Origin of the sequence: Pseudomonas mandelii (assembly GCF_002251635.1) — a bacterium.
GTDB lineage: Bacteria > Pseudomonadota > Gammaproteobacteria > Pseudomonadales > Pseudomonadaceae > Aquipseudomonas > Aquipseudomonas mandelii_B.
This window is the reverse complement of the sequence record NZ_NMOJ01000047.1, coordinates 41,669-57,480: the sequence shown is the minus strand read 5'-3', so window position 1 is coordinate 57,480 and position 15,812 is coordinate 41,669. Positions and strand designations below refer to the sequence as shown.

General features: G+C 60.2%; 15 protein-coding genes. 9 read left to right on the top strand and 6 right to left on the bottom strand.

Annotation, left to right across the window (positions count from 1 at the left end):
* Nucleotides 1–221: 221 nt before the first annotated feature.
* From peaA to peaD, 4 genes are all read left to right on the top strand, one after another.
* A complete protein-coding gene (gene peaA, locus B7L09_RS06815) occupies nucleotides 222–1,802 on the top strand; it encodes a quinohemoprotein amine dehydrogenase subunit alpha (protein WP_094468270.1) in 1,581 nt (526 codons plus the stop codon).
* Nucleotides 1,803–1,884: 82 nt separating this feature from the next.
* Nucleotides 1,885–3,315, top strand: coding sequence for a quinohemoprotein amine dehydrogenase maturation protein (gene peaB, locus B7L09_RS06810; protein ID WP_094468269.1), 1,431 nt, complete (start codon nucleotides 1,885–1,887; stop codon nucleotides 3,313–3,315).
* A gap of 1 nt (nucleotide 3,316) precedes the next feature.
* Entirely contained in the window at nucleotides 3,317–3,640 is a 324-nt protein-coding gene (gene qhpC, locus B7L09_RS06805) for a quinohemoprotein amine dehydrogenase subunit gamma (protein ID WP_008027961.1), read from the top strand.
* 24 nt (nucleotides 3,641–3,664) lie between these two features.
* Entirely contained in the window at nucleotides 3,665–4,783 is a 1,119-nt protein-coding gene (gene peaD / locus B7L09_RS06800; RefSeq protein ID WP_094468268.1) for a quinohemoprotein amine dehydrogenase subunit beta, read from the top strand.
* Nucleotides 4,784–4,918: 135 nt separating this feature from the next.
* On the opposite strand, the gene B7L09_RS06795 is transcribed toward peaD, so the two are convergent.
* On the bottom strand, nucleotides 4,919–5,320 hold the full coding sequence (locus B7L09_RS06795; protein ID WP_094468267.1) for a lysozyme inhibitor LprI family protein: 402 nt from the start codon (nucleotides 5,318–5,320) through the stop codon (nucleotides 4,919–4,921).
* A gap of 273 nt (nucleotides 5,321–5,593) precedes the next feature.
* Here B7L09_RS06795 and B7L09_RS06790 point away from each other — a divergent pair, with 273 nt between their 5' ends.
* On the top strand, nucleotides 5,594–6,082 hold the full coding sequence (locus B7L09_RS06790; RefSeq protein WP_094468266.1) for an SRPBCC family protein: 489 nt from the start codon (nucleotides 5,594–5,596) through the stop codon (nucleotides 6,080–6,082).
* 6 nt (nucleotides 6,083–6,088) lie between these two features.
* A complete protein-coding gene (locus B7L09_RS06785) occupies nucleotides 6,089–6,889 on the top strand; it encodes an aminoglycoside phosphotransferase family protein (RefSeq protein ID WP_094468265.1) in 801 nt (266 codons plus the stop codon).
* 479 nt (nucleotides 6,890–7,368) lie between these two features.
* Here B7L09_RS06785 and inhA read toward each other — a convergent pair whose 3' ends face one another.
* Complete coding sequence (gene inhA, locus B7L09_RS06780; protein WP_094468264.1) at nucleotides 7,369–8,046, bottom strand: isonitrile hydratase; 678 nt, start codon at nucleotides 8,044–8,046, stop codon at nucleotides 7,369–7,371.
* Nucleotides 8,047–8,136: 90 nt separating this feature from the next.
* Between inhA and B7L09_RS06775 the strand changes: the two genes are divergently transcribed.
* Nucleotides 8,137–9,120, top strand: coding sequence for a GlxA family transcriptional regulator (locus B7L09_RS06775; RefSeq protein WP_094468263.1), 984 nt, complete (start codon nucleotides 8,137–8,139; stop codon nucleotides 9,118–9,120).
* Here the strand turns inward: B7L09_RS06775 and B7L09_RS06770 are convergent.
* The 4 genes from B7L09_RS06770 to B7L09_RS06755 form a co-directional block, all read right to left on the bottom strand.
* On the bottom strand, nucleotides 9,089–9,991 hold the full coding sequence (locus B7L09_RS06770; protein ID WP_094468262.1) for an alpha/beta fold hydrolase: 903 nt from the start codon (nucleotides 9,989–9,991) through the stop codon (nucleotides 9,089–9,091). The two genes, B7L09_RS06775 and B7L09_RS06770, sit on opposite strands and share 32 nt — an antisense overlap.
* Nucleotides 9,992–10,052: 61 nt before the next feature.
* Nucleotides 10,053–10,442 carry a hypothetical protein gene (locus B7L09_RS06765; RefSeq protein ID WP_094468261.1) on the bottom strand — a complete coding sequence of 130 codons (390 nt, stop codon included), beginning with the start codon at nucleotides 10,440–10,442 and terminating at the stop codon, nucleotides 10,053–10,055.
* 331 nt (nucleotides 10,443–10,773) lie between these two features.
* Complete coding sequence (locus tag B7L09_RS06760) at nucleotides 10,774–12,600, bottom strand: glycoside hydrolase family 15 protein (RefSeq protein WP_094468260.1); 1,827 nt, start codon at nucleotides 12,598–12,600, stop codon at nucleotides 10,774–10,776.
* Nucleotides 12,593–13,393, bottom strand: a complete 801-nt coding sequence (locus B7L09_RS06755) for a glucose 1-dehydrogenase (RefSeq protein ID WP_094468259.1) — start codon at nucleotides 13,391–13,393, stop codon at nucleotides 12,593–12,595. Before B7L09_RS06755 ends, B7L09_RS06760 begins: the two co-directional genes overlap by 8 nt.
* A gap of 232 nt (nucleotides 13,394–13,625) precedes the next feature.
* Between B7L09_RS06755 and B7L09_RS06750 the strand changes: the two genes are divergently transcribed.
* Together B7L09_RS06750 and B7L09_RS06745 are read left to right on the top strand one after the other, a co-directional pair.
* The gene (locus B7L09_RS06750; protein WP_094468258.1) at nucleotides 13,626–14,798 is read left to right on the top strand and encodes an MFS transporter; all 1,173 of its coding nucleotides are present in this window, start codon (nucleotides 13,626–13,628) and stop codon (nucleotides 14,796–14,798) included.
* A gap of 238 nt (nucleotides 14,799–15,036) precedes the next feature.
* Complete coding sequence (locus tag B7L09_RS06745; protein WP_094468257.1) at nucleotides 15,037–15,771, top strand: thioesterase II family protein; 735 nt, start codon at nucleotides 15,037–15,039, stop codon at nucleotides 15,769–15,771.
* Nucleotides 15,772–15,812 lie beyond the last annotated feature (41 nt).

The following is a 15,812-nucleotide window of genomic DNA, read 5'->3' as shown; positions in this document are numbered from 1 at the left end:
GTCGCGATATTAGACGCAGGCGAACCCGCCCAGGCGCGATTCGCGGGCCTTGTCTTCGTGTAACTGCTTGATAAAAAAGGCTATCGGCAAGCTGGCACGCTCCGTGTATTGCTCATCGCAGACGTTTCTCTTGCCTCCGTCTGCGGTGCGCCGCCGACGGCAGAAACCATAAAAACGATAAGCCACAAAAATAAGAAAGCACCGTGCGAGGTTCGACGTTGATGAAGAGAAGACTCCGATCAGGCCTGAGCGCCAGTCTGCTGGCCGTGGCCGCTTGTGTGGCGCTGCATTCGCCCGACAGCCTGGCAGCCCGCGACGCCCAGACCATCCTCAAGGAAACCTGTCAGGGCTGTCACACCCCCGAAGCCGACAATGCCCTGAGCCGCATCAGCCACCAGCGCAAAACCCCGGAAGGCTGGCTGATGAGCATCGCCCGGATGCAGACCATGCATGGTTTGCAGATCAGCGATGACGACCGCCGCACCTTGGTCAAATACCTGGCCGACACCCAAGGCCTGGCCCCAAGCGAAACCGACGGCGTGCGTTATGCGCTGGAACGTCGACTCAATACCTTCGAGAAATTCGACGATCAGACCAGCCAGATGTGCGGCCGCTGCCACTCCGGTGCGCGAGTCGCCCTGCAACGGCGTCCGGCTCAGGAATGGGAACGCCTGGTCAACTTCCACCTCGGCCAATGGCCGTCTCTGGAATACCAGGCGCTGTCTCGTGACCGCGACTGGTTCGACCTGGCTCGAAAAGACATGGTGCCGCTGTTGACCAAGCGTTATCCGCTGGACAACCCGGCCTGGAAAAAATGGCTGAGTGCGGCTCCCAAAGCCGAAGCGCTGGTGGGTGACTGGAGCTTCAGCGGCCACTTGCCGGGCAAAGGTGAACTGGCCGGCGTGATGAGCGTTACGGCCGATGGCAGCGACTTGTTCAAGGTCAGCGTCAAAGGCCAATACGCCGATGGCAGCCCGTTCAACGGCGAAGGCAGCGCGATTCTCTACACCGGTTACGAATGGCGCGGCAACGTGAGCATCGACGGCGTGACCATGCGTCAGGTGTTCGCTGCCCAGGGCAATGTGATGCAGGGCCGGATGTTCGAGTCCGAGCACGATGAGCGCGGTCTGGACTTCGTTGCCGCCAAACAGGGCAGCAGTCGTTTGCTGGCGGTGCAGCCGGGGTATCTGAAGGCCGGTACCGAAACTGAAGTGACCCTGATCGGCAGCGGTCTGACCGGTAAACCGAGCTTTGGCAAAGGCGTGGACGTGGTTGAAGTCGTCGAGCAAAGCCCTGATCGCATCAAGGTCAAACTCAAGGCCGCCGCCAACGCCCAGCCGGGTCTGCGCAACGTCACCGTCGGTACGCTGAAAGGCCCGACCCTGTCGGTCTACAGCAAGATCAACGAAGTTAAAGTCGTGCCCGAGTTCTCGGTGGCGCGGATCGGCGAGGGCGGTGGTTCGACGCCGAAAGTCCAGGGCCGTTTCGATGCCGAAGCCTGGGGCAAGGGCGCTGATGGCAAGCCGTATCGCATCGGTGTGTTCCCGGCGCAGTGGTCGGTCGAAGCCTTCGACGATCGCGCCAAGGAAGACGAAGACGTCAAGTTTGCCGGCACCATGCAGGCCGACAGTGGCGTGTTCACACCCGGCGATGCCGGGCCGAACCCGCAACGCAAGATGTCCACGAACAATGCCGGCAACCTCAAGGTGATCGCCGCCGTCGACGACGCAGGGAAATCCCTGACCGGCGAGGGCCACATGATCGTCACCGTGCAACGCTGGAACAATCCACCCATTCCATGAGTTAGCTGATCTTTAACGGTTTCGGACATCTTTTTGGAATGACCGCAGGTCCCGTCAAACGGGGTTTGCACAGGAGGTTGCAATGGGCGCTATTTTAAATCTGGTCGAACGGAACCTGCACGAAGTGCACGTCGATGCCGACCGCATGCTGTTCCACATCCCCAGCAGTTCGCTGTTCGCCAGCGATGAGCTGACGGGCACCATCATCGATACCTTGCGCGGTCCCGGCTGTTCGTCGGAGGACCTGATTGAACGTCTGGCATCGCGTTTCAACGGCGAGGAAATCACTGAGACCCTGCGCGAGTTGATGTCCCTGGAACTGGTCAGCGACGGCTCGCCGCTGACCCCGGACATCGGCACCAAACGGGTCGAGCGCACGGCGATCAATACCGTGGTGCTCAACGTCAATACCGGCTGCAATCTGAGCTGCACCTACTGCTACAAGGAAGACCTCGACAAGCCGTCGGCCGGCAAGAAAATGGACGTCGAAACGGCCGTCGCGTCGGTGGAAATGCTGCTGCGCGAATCACCGGATGAAGAGCGTTTCACCGTGGTGTTTTTCGGTGGCGAGCCGCTGAGCAATCGCAAGCTGATCGAGTACATGGTCGATTATTGCGAGAAGCGCTTCCGCGAGGCGGGCAAGTTCGTCGAGTTCGTCATGACCACCAACGCGACGCTGCTCACCGAAGAGACCGTGGACTACCTCAATGCTCACCGCTTCGGGCTTTCGGTGAGTATCGACGGGCCAAAAACCGTGCACGACCGCAACCGCATCACCGTGGGCGGGCAGGGCACGTATGACGTGGTGCGGCGCAAGGCCGAGATGCTGCTGTCGCGCTACAACAGCCGTCCGGTCGGTGCCCGCGTGACCCTGACCACCGGCGTCACCGATGTGGAAACCATCTGGGATCACCTGTTCAACGAACTGGGTTTCGCCGAAGTCGGCTTTGCCCCGGTGACCTCCGGCGACATCAGCACCTTCAACTTGTCCAGCGACGAACTGATCGAAGTCTTTGCCAGCATGAAGAGGCTGGGTCGTCGTTATCTGGAAGCCGCGCTGGAGCACCGCAACATCGGTTTTTCCAATCTGCACCAGTTGATCACTGACATCCATGAAGGCCACAAAAAAGCCCTGCCTTGCGGCGCGGGCCTGAAGATGCTGGCGGTGGATCACAAGGGTGAACTGAACCTTTGCCACCGGTTTACCGGTTCATCACTGCCGACCTTCGGCAACGTTCACAGCGGTGTGAAACAGGTGGAGTTGAATGACTTCCTGTCCCAGCGCCTGGACCGCACCAACACCGGTTGCGAAGACTGCCAGATCCGCAATCTCTGCTCCGGCGGCTGCTACCACGAGAGCTACGCCCGTTACGGCGACCCGACCCACCCGACCTATCACTACTGCGAACTGATGCGTGACTGGGTCGACTTCGGCATCGAGGTCTACACCCGGATCATGGCCCACAACCCTGCGTTTATCAGCAGCTACATCACTCCGCGCAAGGCCCACTGATATGAAACATCTCAAGGCAATCAATAACAAAGCGTTGAAACTCGATGAGGCCGCGGCCGAAAACCGTATCGAAGAAGTGGTGGCGATGAGCTCCGTTGCAGGCTGCGCCTCGACCACTGACCCGGGTTGGGAAATCGATGCGTTTGGCGGGGTGTCGTCGTTGTGCCAGCCGATGGAAGCCGACCTGTATGGCTGCTCCGACCCTTGCTGGTGGCCGGCCCAGGTGCCCGACATGATGAGCACCTATCCGGACTGGAACAAGGATGCCCAGGCGTCCAATGACAACTGGCGCAACCTCGGCACTGTCTTCCCAAAAGACAAGTGATCGGACATGAAGAAGGATTCCAGCATGCATCGCATCAAAGCCTGCGGCCTGGCCGCGTTCGCCGTCCTGAGCGTCTGTTCAATCAACGTTCTGGCCGATGAAAACACTGCATTACAAGCCGGTCACGAGTACATGGTGACCACCAATTACCCGAACAACCTGCACGTGCTCGACCTGGCGACGGACACCTTGTTCAAGACCTGCAAGATGCCGGACGCCTTCGGTCCGGGCACCGTGCAATTGTCGCCGGACCGCAAGACCGCCTACGTGTTGAACAATCACTACGCGGATGTCTACGGCGTTGAACTCGACAGCTGTAAGCAGGTGTTCCACGCCAGCATCACCCAGAAACCGGGGGAGAAAGCCAAGTCGATGTTCGCCTTCACCCTCAGCCACGACGGCAAGGAGCTGTTTGCCATCGCCAATCCGACGTTGATGCTCAACGACCGCTATGAAGTGCAACAACCGCGGCTCGATGTGTACGCCACCGACGCAGGTATGGACGCCAAACCCCTGCGCAGCTTCCCGGCGCCACGGCAGTTGACCATCATGCAGAGCGGTGACGACGGTACGCTGTATGTGGCGGGGGCGGACGTCTACAAGGTCGATGTGAAGACCGGCAAGTTCGACGTACTGATCCCCAGTCGTCACTGGAAGCGCCCGAACTACAGCGCGCCAGACGTTCTTTACGTGTGGAACCAGCAGACCTATCGCCATGATTTCTCGCTGCTCTACACCGCGGCGAAATTCAAGGACAAGAAGCAGGATCCTGCCACCGCTGAGTACCTCTACGGGCTGTTCAGCATCGACCTGAAAACCGGCAAGACCGAAACCACCGACTTCGGCCCGCTGACGGAAATCTACTTCAGTGGCATGCGCTCGCCCAAGGATCCGAACCTGATGTTTGGCGTGCTCAACCGCTTGGCCAAGTACGACATCAAGGAGAAGAAAATGCTCCAGGCGGCGACGCTGGATCATTCTTACTACTGCATTTCCTTCAACAAGGACGGTAGCAAGATCTACTTGGCGGGGACGTTTAATGACGTGGCGATTTTTGATCCGGAGAGCATGAAACAGATTGGCAGCATCAAGTTGCCGGGTGGGGATATGGCGATCACGACGGCGCAGATATTTGTCCGGTAACTTGTGGCGTCTGAACTGACGCCTTCGCGGGCAAGCCTCGCTCCTACAGGTTCGAAGTGATCGCACTATTTGGTACGACGCGACCCTGTAGGAGCGAGGCTTGCCCGCGAAGAGGCCCTCAGCATCACCGAAGTACTACGCCCCAGGCACCGGGCAACCCATATCCCCTTCCTGACACTTCAAATAATTCTTGAAAGTCTCCACCCGCGCCTTGGTCAATTCAGTCACGCAGTTGCTGTAGATCAGCGGATACACACTCCCGCCTTCCACCCCGGCACTCGCGAACTTGCACTCGGCATCCCGAAACGCAATCCACGAACGCTGTGCCCCGAGCAGCAGCTTTTTGCTGTCCGGGTTGCTCTTCAAACGCTGGGTGATCTGCTGGTAAAGCGCATTCAACTCCTTGTCCGCCGCCTTGTTCTGCTGTGCCGCGCACTGATTCATCGTGGCCTGGTCAGTGGCGTTGTCGCAGTCCGCCGCGTGGGCAACGGTGGTGAGCAGCAAAGGCGTCAGGGCCAGGAGGAAGCGTGGTTTCATGAGGGAGGCTCGTCGAGACATGGAAAATTGAGATGCAGTGTAGCGAAGCGGTGTCAGCTTTCGACAGGTGCGCGTGANNTTCCTTGTCTGGTCAATGTCGTCGCTGCAAACGGTAGCAGTTCCAGAACGTTGGCTCTCGTTCTCAAACCAGAACTTGTGGTCAGAAATGCCGCCGAATATTTCAGACATGCTTGATAACAACTACCCATTGATACAACTTTAAGGTTGGTCTTGTGGTCTTACAGGCCTACTGTTCAGTACAGGAGGTGACTTATGAACCCAGCATCAGATCGCATCGAAAGGAAAATCCTGCTCAAAGTACCGCGCTCGCACGTGTGGCGCGTGCTGGCCAATGCCGAAGCCTTCGGGCAGTGGTTTGGCGTGGCGCTGGAGGGCAAGCGCTTTGTCGCCGGTGAATGGACGCAAGGGCAGATTACTTACCCGGGTTATGAGCACTTGCTGTGGAATGTGCTGGTGGAGCGGGTCGAGCCGGAGCGGGTGTTTTCGTTTCGCTGGCATCCGTATGCCGTGGAGCCTGAAGTCGATTACTCCCAGGAGCCCACCACGCTGGTCAAGTTCGAGCTCGAAGACATGGATGAAGGCACGTTGCTGAAGGTCACCGAGTCCGGTTTTGATCACATCCCGCAGACGCGCAGGCTCAAGGCTTTCCGCATGGACAGCCGTGGCTGGGATGAGCAGATGAGCAATATCGAAGAATTTCTGAAGACCGGCGCCAAGGCTCGGGAGCGTCAGGAAGAGTAAAGCTGCATGTTTGAAACCTGGTTGAAACACTGGGCCCTGGTGCCAGACGGTGAACCGATCTTCACGCCCGGCAGTCGTTTGCTGCCGGTACGGATGGGTGATTTGCCGGCCATGTTGAAGGTCGCTGTCGATGCCGAGGAAAAGTTCGGTAATCTGCTGATGACCTGGTGGGACGGCGAGGGTGCTGCGCGGGTTTACGCTCATCATGGCGATGCGTTGCTGCTGGAACGTGCCGAGGGCGAGCGATCACTGATGCACATGGCGCTCAACGGCCAGGATGACGAGGCCAGCCGGATCCTGTGTGCGGCGCTGGCTCGTTTACACGCAGCGCGTCCATCATCGCCGCCGCCGCTGATTCCCTTATCGTCATGGTTCTCTTCCTTGCGCATGGCCGCCGAACAGCAGGGCGGCACTTACGTGCTCAGTCTGAAAACTGCCGAAGCGTTGCTCGCCGAGCCGCAGGATGTGGTGGTTTTGCACGGCGATATGCATCACGACAATGTTCTGGATTTCGGCCCGCGAGGCTGGCTCGCTATCGATCCCAAGCGGGTGATCGGCGAACGCGGGTTCGATTACGCCAACCTGATCTGCAATCCCGAATTGCCGACGGCGACTGATCCGCAGCGCTTCAAAAAACAGATCGAGGTCGTGGCCCAGGCAGCGGGGCTGGAGCGTCAACGGCTGCTGCAATGGGTGTTGGCGTTTGCCGGGTTGTCGGCAGCATGGTTTCTCGAGGATAACGCTGACCTTGCGGCACGCGGTCAGCTGCAGGCCGCTGAACTTGCGGCTTTCATGCTGATTGGCTGAGGCGTCTAAGGGTTTTCGGAAGGGCGGGTATAGCGAATGTCTTACACGCGATGGTAGCTATGTCGTCTGTTGCACATTGGATCCGAAGCGTAATCTAGCCTTATCAACTGAAGCACAGGAAGTGCTCCAGGATCACGGATGATCGACCATTAGCAAGGATTCGCTTCCGACAGGGAGTCGAAATGGTCTTGGGAAAACCCGCTTCGGCGGGTTTTTTTTCGCCTGCTGAAAAGTGGGTCACAGTCCTTGTGGGAGTGAGCATTTTTGATCTTATGGTCAAAGGCTTACACCGGCTAGCGGGTATGTCGTCTTTTGTTGCTTCACCGATACGCCTATTCTGGATCCATCAACTGAAGCACAGGGAGTGCTCAGGATCAGGGATGATCGACCATTGGCCAGGATGGCTGCCGACAGGATGTCGAAAATGGTCTTGAGAAACCCGCCGAAGCGGGTTTTTTTTCGCCTGTCGAAAAGTACCGCTACAGCCTGGCCGCCGCCCGCTCAGTGATCTGCGCCCTTTGCTGCAGGGATGGCGCCGCACGCCGATGCGCTTCTGCCAATACGCTCGGCGGCGCTGTTTCGGGGCTGCCTGCCTGGAAAGGGGGGGCCGGGGCGTATTCCAGCTGCAATTGCACCAGCTCGGCCGTGTCCTTATCGAACAACTCGGCCGCCAGAGTCAGGGCAAAATCGATCCCTGCGGTAATCCCGCCGCCGGTCAACAGATTGCCGTCGCGCACGACGCGATCCTTCACCGGTATCGCCCCCAAAGGCGCCAACAATTCGTGATAAGCCCAGTGCGTGGTCGCGCGTTTGCCCTTCAGCAGACCAGCCGCGCCGAGCACCAGCGCGCCGGTGCACACCGACGTGACATAACGCGCATTCGCCGCTTGGGCCTTGATAAACGCCAATGTCTGCTCATCTTCCATCAACGGTCCGACACCGCTGCCCCCGGGAATGCAGATCACATCGAGTGGTGGGCAATCATCGAAGGTCGTGGTCGGCTTCAGCACCAGCCCGGTGCTCGAAGTAACCGGCACCAGGTCTTTCCAGATCAGATGCACCTTCACGTCCGGCAGCGAGGCCAGCACGTCGTAAGGGCCGGTGAGGTCCAGTTGTTGAACCTGTGGAAACAACAGAAAACCGATCTGCAACGTCATGGTGTTTTTCTCATGAAGTGGGTGGACGGCTTCACTCTAGGCTCGTAGGATCTGGCGTATACGCCAATCACCCCACGAATTACGCCAATCATGCCGAAGACCATTCATGTGCTCGCGTTCGCCAACGTGCAACTGCTCGACGTCACCGGGCCGTTGCAGGTGTTCGCCTCGGCCAACGACATCGCCCGTCAACAAGGCTTGCCGGCGCCCTACGCGCCGACGGTAATTGCCAGCGGTGGCGGAGTGGTGATGTCGTCGGCGGGGCTGGCGCTGTTGGCCGAGCCGTTGCCCGAGCAAGGCAGCGACACCTTGATCATCGCCGGCGGCTGGGGTGTTTACGCGGCGGCGGAAGATGAGTCGCTGGTGGCCTGGGTGCGTGAACATGCGACGGGGTGTCGGCGGGTGTCATCGGTGTGCACCGGGGCGTTTTTACTGGCGGCCAGTGGTTGGCTCGATGGTCGGCGGGTGGTGACTCACTGGACCCGTTGCGAACAATTGGCGCAGCAGCATCCCCTGTTGCGGGTCGAACCCAATCCGATCTTTATCAACGACGGCCCGGTCTGGACCTCGGCCGGTGTCACGGCTGGCATCGACCTTTCATTGGCGATGGTCGAGGAGGATCTCGGGCGCACGATGGCCCTGGAAGTCGCCCGGCAACTGGTGGTGTTCCTCAAGCGTCCGGGCGGTCAGTCGCAGTTCAGCGTGACCTTGTCCCTGCAAAAGGAAGACAGCCGGTTCGACGAACTTCACGCCTGGATCAGCGAAAATCTCACCATGGACCTTGGAATCCCGACACTCGCCTTGCAGGCCGGCATGAGCGAACGCAGCTTCGTTCGCCATTACCGCGCCGACACCGGCCAGACGCCGGCGCGGGCAATCGAACTGATCCGGGTCGAGACCGCGCGACGCTTGCTCAGTGATACCGGTCTGCCAATCAAACGGGTGGCGGTGCAGTGCGGGTTCGGCAGTGAAGAAACGCTTCGACGCAGTTTCCTGCGGGCCATGGGCGTAACGCCGCAAGCGTATCGCGAGCGGTTTTCTGTCAGCGCTGAAGCAGATCCAGTATTGCCTTGAGTGTCGCTTCGGGCGCTTCTTCGGGAATGTTGTGGCCAACGCCCGCCAGCACTCGTCGCTCATAAAACCCAGTGAAATGTTCGATGTCCTCATCGATCTCCTCGGCCGGTCCGACGCCATCGTCGGCACCACACAGGGAAATCGTCGGGACGCTGATCGGCGGCTGCTTGGTCAGCGCTTTTTCCATCCACTCCAGTGCCGGGTCCCCTGGCGTGTACATGAATCGGTGACGGTACGAGTGAATCACCACCTCGACGAAATCCGGGTTGTCGAAGGCCGGTGCGCTCAGCGGGTAGCGCTCAGGGCCTTTGGCCCAGGTCGGCGACCATAATTTCCAGAGCAATTCGCACAAGTCCCGGCGATTCTTCGTCAGGCCTTCGACCCCGCGCGGGGTGTGAAAGTAATACTGATACCAGAGGCGATGCTCGGTTTCCGGGGCCTGCGGCTGGGTGGAACCGGGGATATTCTGCAGGTTGTAGCCGTCACCGGTCACCAGACAGCGAACCCGCTCCGGCCAAAGCGCCGCCACGATGCACGCCGCCCGACCGCCCCAGTCGTAGCCGCAGAGCGTGGCCTTGGAGATGGCCAGCGCGTCCATCAGGTCCAACAGATCCTGGGCGAGCGCGGCTTGCTGGCCGGAGCGCAGGGTGTCGGGGCTGTTGAAACGGGTCGGGCCGTAGCCGCGCAGGTACGGAACGATAACGCGGTAGCCCCGAACGGCGAGGGCCGGGGCGATTTCGTCGTAGCCGCGTGGGGAGTAAGGGAAGCCGTGGAGGAGGATGATAGGGTCGCCGGTGGCAGGGCCGTGTTCTTCGTAGGCGACCATCAACACCGAGGTTTTGGTGTACTGGATCAACGCTTCATTGTTCATGGGACACTCCAGAAGTGTTTTTTTGAAACGAATGATGCAAATCGACCAGAGTGCCGCCGACTCAGACCTCGACTTCCGCCACCTGGTTGAAGTACTTCGACCGGTCCGGCGTAAACGTCACCACCATCCTGGTCCGCGAACACGTCAGAGGCCGCTCTTCACCCAGGTCAACATCCAGATCTTCCCCACGCAAACCCTGCCACTGGGCCAGGTATTTCAAGGATCCGTACTTTTCGAGTTTCTTCAGGCTGCGGCTGACGCCACCTTTCCAGCCCAGCACCGGCAACTCACCGACAAGGCAGCGTTGGGCGAGTTCGGGGAAACGGGCGGCGCGTTGGCGACCGATTTCCCAGCATTTGATCAGGCCCTTGTCGTGGGCTTCCCACAGTTCATCGCGGTTCAGGCCGGAACGGAGTGGGGAATCGATGGGGCGGTGGATACGCTGGCTCATTCTGCTTCCTTGAATTCGGGTTTTATCGGGCAGCTCCGCTGCACCCGTTGACTGTGGATGGTAGGGGGCGATGTAACGGCTGGCAACAAACGATTTCGGGCTGTTGGAATGGACGGTTTCGGGTGATTGAGCAGGTTTGTTTAATGGTTGTAGGTGCTTGCCCTGCATTCGCCACTGGTTTTGCGGGCAGGCAGTAAGTCCGGTGTATGGCTGACGGCCTCTTCGCGGGCAAGCCTCGCTCCCACAGGTTTCGTGTCCGTCCGCAAAAAGCATGTTCGACACAAGCCCCCTGTGGGAGCGTGGCTTGCCTGCGAAGGAGGCGACGTCGGTTTCAAGGCTGCCAGTAATTCTTCTCCCCACTCAATTTCCGATCCAGAAAACTCGCCGCACTGATCAGCGCCAGGTGCGTCAGCGCCTGCGGTGTGTTGCCCAGATGCCGCGCATGGCTGTCGAACTCTTCGGCGTACAACCCCAGCGGATTGGCGTACCTGAGCAACTGTTCAAACTCCAGGTGCGCCTTTTCCACCTGGCCCGCCCGGGCCAGGCATTCGACGTACCAGAACGAACACGCGGCGAACGCGCCTTCGGTGCCTTGCAAGCCGTCAATCTGGCTGTCGTCGTTGCGGTAGCGATAAACCATGCCGTCGCGCACCAGGCTTTTCTGGATCGCCTCCAGTGTCGACAGCCAGCGTGGGTCAGTGGCCGCGACGAAGCGCACCAGCGGCATCAGCAACATCGAGCCATCGAGGGCGGTGCTGCCGATATGTTGCACGAAGTGCCCGCGTTCTTCGTTCCAGAAGTTGTCCCAGATGTCGGCGTAAATCGCCTGGCGGGTCTGGTCCCAGCGGGCGAACGGCGCGGGCAGGGAGCGTTTGGAGGCCAGGCGAATGGCCCGGTCCAAGGCCACCCAGCACATCAGGCGTGAGTGCAGGAAGTGATGCTGCTCGCCGCGCATTTCCCAGATGCCGACGTCCTTCTGATTCCAGATTTCGCAAACCTGGTCNGCGACTTCCACCGTGTGTTTCCAGCCTTCGTGGGAGATGGCTTCACCGTATTTGTTAACCAGGTACACCGCGTCCATCAGCTCGCCGTAGATATCCAGCTGGATCTGGTCGAAAGCCTCATTGCCGACGCGCACNGGCGTCGCGCCGCCGTGGCCGGACAGATGCGAGAGCTCGGTTTCCGGCAGTTCCTGGCGACCGTCGATGGCATAGAGGATGTTGAGTTTCTTCGGTTTGCCCTGACAATCGCTGACCCGCCCGCGCAGCCAGCGCATGTAATCGTTGGCTTCCTGAACGAAGCCCAGACGCATGAACGCGTAGACGGTGAACGAGGCGTCGCGGATCCACGTGTAGCGGTAGTCCCAGTTGCGTTCGCCGCCGGGTGTTTCCGGCAGGCCGAAGGTGGCGGCGGCGATGATCGCCCCGTGTTTGCGCGAGGTCAGCAGCTTCAGGGCCAGGGCGGAACGGTTGACCATTTCCCGCCAGCGACCTCGGTAGTTGGACTGGCCCGTCCAGTCACGCCAGAACTTCAGCGTGCGCTCCAGGCACAACCCGGCGGCGCCTTCCTTGAAACGCGGGTCGTCGATGCCGCCGAGCAGGAATTCCGCGTTCTGGTCCTGTTTGAGGGTGAATTCGGCGACGGCCGCGTTGCCGTCGATACGCAAGGTCTGATCCGATGACAGGCGCAGTGAGGGCTGATCGTCGGCCTCGAAAGCCACGTCTTTTTCATCCATACGCGCGCGGGTCCTGGCGCGAGCGTAGTCATGCCGCACGGCGCAACGCATGTGAAAGGTCGCCTGGCCGCTGACCACCCGAACCCGGCGCATCAGCACCGGCAGATCATCTTCGCTGTCACCGATGGGCAGCAGGTCGGTGACTTCAACCACGGCGCGGTCGCTCAGCCACCGGGTTTGCAGCACGTTGGTGTCGGGCAGGTAGATTTGCTCGCGGCGGGCGTTGGGCAGGTCGGGAGTGAGCTGGAAAGCCCCGGCCTCAGGTGTGTCCAGCAGCGAGCAAAAGATCGACGGGCTGTCAAATTCCGGCCAGCAGAAAAAGTCGATACTGCCGGTGTCATTGACCAGCGCCGCGCTGCGCATGTCGCCGATGATGCCGTGAGCATCGATCGCACTTTGTCGCTCGGGATGATGATCAGCCATTGCCGCGAAACTCCGGATAGAGGCTCATGCCGCCGTCGATGAACAGGGTCGTCCCGACGATGTAGTCGGAGGCATCGGAAGCGAGGAAGACCACCGCATTGGCGATGTCCTCGACTTCGCCGACCCGGCCATAAGGAATGAGTTTGAGTAGATCCTGCAGGTGGTCGCCCGAGGTGGCATCGCGATTGATCGCCGTGTGAATTGCCCCCGGTGCGATGCCATTGATGCGGATGCGCTGGTGGCTGACTTCCTGGGCGAGGGTTTGCATCAGCATGTCCACGCCGCCCTTGGACGCGGCGTAATTGACGTGACCGGCCCAGGGAATCCGTTGGTGCACCGAGCTCATGTGGATGATTTTGCCGGCGGCCCGGGACACGCCTTTGCGGATGCCTTGCTTGTTGAAAATCCGCAGGGCGGCGCGGGCGCAAAGGAATTGGCCGGTGAGGTTGACGCCGATCACCTGGTTCCAGTCGGCGAGGGTCATGTCCACGGCTGACGCGTCTTTTTGCATACCCGAATTGGCCACCAGAATGTCCAGCGAACCGAACGCTTCGAGGGTTTGCGCGAACAGCCGTTCGACGTCTGCTTCGTTGGAGACATCGGCACCGAGGGCCAGGGCGCGACCGCCATCAGCGTTGATCTGCCGGGCCAGTGCTTCGGCGGGTTCAGCCTGGGAATGGTAGTTGATCACCACAGCAGCCCCAGCGGCAGCCAAAGCCTTGGCAGCGCCTGCGCCGATGCCGGAACTGGCACCGGTGACGAGGGCGACTTGTTGGTCGAGGGAAATCTGCATCAGCGTGAGCGCCTTGGGTTGAGGGCTTAACTAGCTGACTGACGGGGGCTGGCGAGAGTTCAGGGCAGACCATGAAAAGATCTTAATCTTCGTGCATTCAGCGCAAGCGTTTGATGATCAGGTTGGTCAGTCCATGAAGGCGGTCGGTTCTGCCTGCCAGGGTTTTCAATGCGTCATGTGCTTGCTCACCCAGTTGGTGCAACTTGCTCGCCCTGACTGAGAGTTAAGCAGGATGGCAAATCCCTATGCCGAGTTGTTCCAGGTCCCAGGTAGCAGGGCTTTTGTCTTGGCGGGCATGCTTGCGCGCATGCCGATATCGATGACGGGCATCGGCCTGATTACCATGCTTTCGCAAGTACACGGTGGCTATGGCCTGGCGGGCGCGGTGGCGGCGGTGTTCGCCTTGGCAACGGCGTTTTGCGCGCCGCAGGTGTCGCGGCTGGTCGACCGGCACAGCCAGGGCAAGGTGCTACCAATCGCCGCAATGATGGGGGGTGGGGCGTTGTTGCTGTTATTGCTGTGCACGCGCTTGCAGGCGCCGAGCTGGACCTTGTTCCTGTTCGCCGCCTTTGCCGGTTGTATGCCGAACATGTCGGCCATGGTGCGGGCACGTTGGACCGAGTTGTTGCGCGGTCAGCCCAGGTTGCAAACCGCGTTTGCCCTGGAGTCTGTGCTGGATGAGGTGTGTTTCATCATCGGCCCGCCGATCTCCGTAGGCCTGTGTGTCGTGCTCTTTCCCGAGGCAGGACCTTTGGTAGCGGCAGTGTTGCTGGCCGTGGGTGTCACGGCCTTCGTGCTGCAACGCGCGACAGAACCACCCGTGCATGAGCACACGGGGCATCACGGCGGTTGGCTGATCGCATCACCTTCGGTGCTGATCCTGATGATCCTGTTGCTGGCCATGGGCGTGATCGTCGGCGTCGTGGATGTGGTCAGCGTGGCCTTTGCCCAATATCAGGGCCAACCGGCGGCGGCAAGCATCGTGCTTTCGGTGTATGCCATCGGTTCGTGCCTGGCGGGTTTGGCATTTGGCATCCTTAAGCTCAAGGCGCCGTTGCCCCGCCAGTTTCTGTTCTGCGGCGTGGCAACGGCGTTTACCACTTTACCGTTACTGCTGGTGACCAATATCACCGGGTTGGCGGTGGCGATCTTTATTTCAGGTTTGTTCTTCGCCCCGACCTTGATCGTGTCAATGGCCCTGGTGGAGCAAGTCGTGCCGCCCAGCCGCCTGACCGAAGGCATGACCTGGCTGATCACCGGCCTGAGCATCGGCGTGGCCATTGGCGCTGCCAGCTCCGGTTGGCTGATCGATGCATTCGGGGCCCGTAGTGGATTCTGGCTGGCGATTGCTGCTGGCGCCGTGGTCCTGGGCTCTGCGGTTCAAAGCTATCGCCACCTGAGATAAGCGAAACACAGAACCTGTGGCGAGGGAGCTCGCTCCCGCTGGGTCGTGAAGCGGCCCCAAAACCATTCTCTAGTCAAGACTTTTGCCCTCTGCAAATTTCCGTTAGACCGTTTTTCTTGTCTTGTTAAAGCGCCCGCAGGTGTGCCGAACTAAGTGTTCTGTACAAGGTTTGCCCCCTGACTAATTCCCGCCGTACCTCATCCGTTCTCTTGATAGACAACTTTTCGAGGTAAGCCCGGTGACCCAGCTGACATTGCTGTGCCTGCCCTATTCAGGCGCGAGCGCCATGGTCTACAGCCGCTGGCGGCGCAAACTGCCGGAATGGCTCAAGCTGCAGCCGGTGGAACTGCCGGGGCGTGGCGCGCGGTATGGCGAGCCGTTGCACACCGACATGCGACGCTTGGCGCTGCAGCTCGCCCAGGAACAAAAAGCCACGCTTAAGGCGCCATACGCATTGTTCGGTCATAGTCTGGGCGCGTTGCTGGCCTGTGAAATGGCCCATGCGTTTCGCTCGCTGGGCTGCCCGGAACCAGTGGCGCTGTTCGCCTCGGGCACGGCTGCACCCACCCTGCGGGCCGACTACGATCGCGGTTTCGCCGAGCCCAGGACCGATGCCGAGTTGATCGATCAACTGCGCACCCTCAATGGCACCAGCGAAGAAGTGTTGGCCAATGAAGAGCTGATGAGCCTGACGCTGCCGGTCCTGCGTGCGGACTTCCTGCTGTGCGGGCGCTTCGAGCCGCAGCAGCGTCCCTTGCTCAAATGCCCGGTGCACGTGCTCGGCGGCAAAGATGATCGGGCCACCACCGAGCAGTTGATCGGCTGGAGCAAGGAAACCCACGGCAGTTTTTCCGTGGACATGCTGGCCGGCGGGCACTTCTTTATCCATGAGCACGAGGCCAAGGTGCTGCGGGTGATCAAGGATCAGCTCGACGTGCATCATCGCCGGCATGGCTTGATGGCCGTCAGCTAACAGATCTCAAGCTTCACCCAATACCTGTGGGGGCAAGCCCG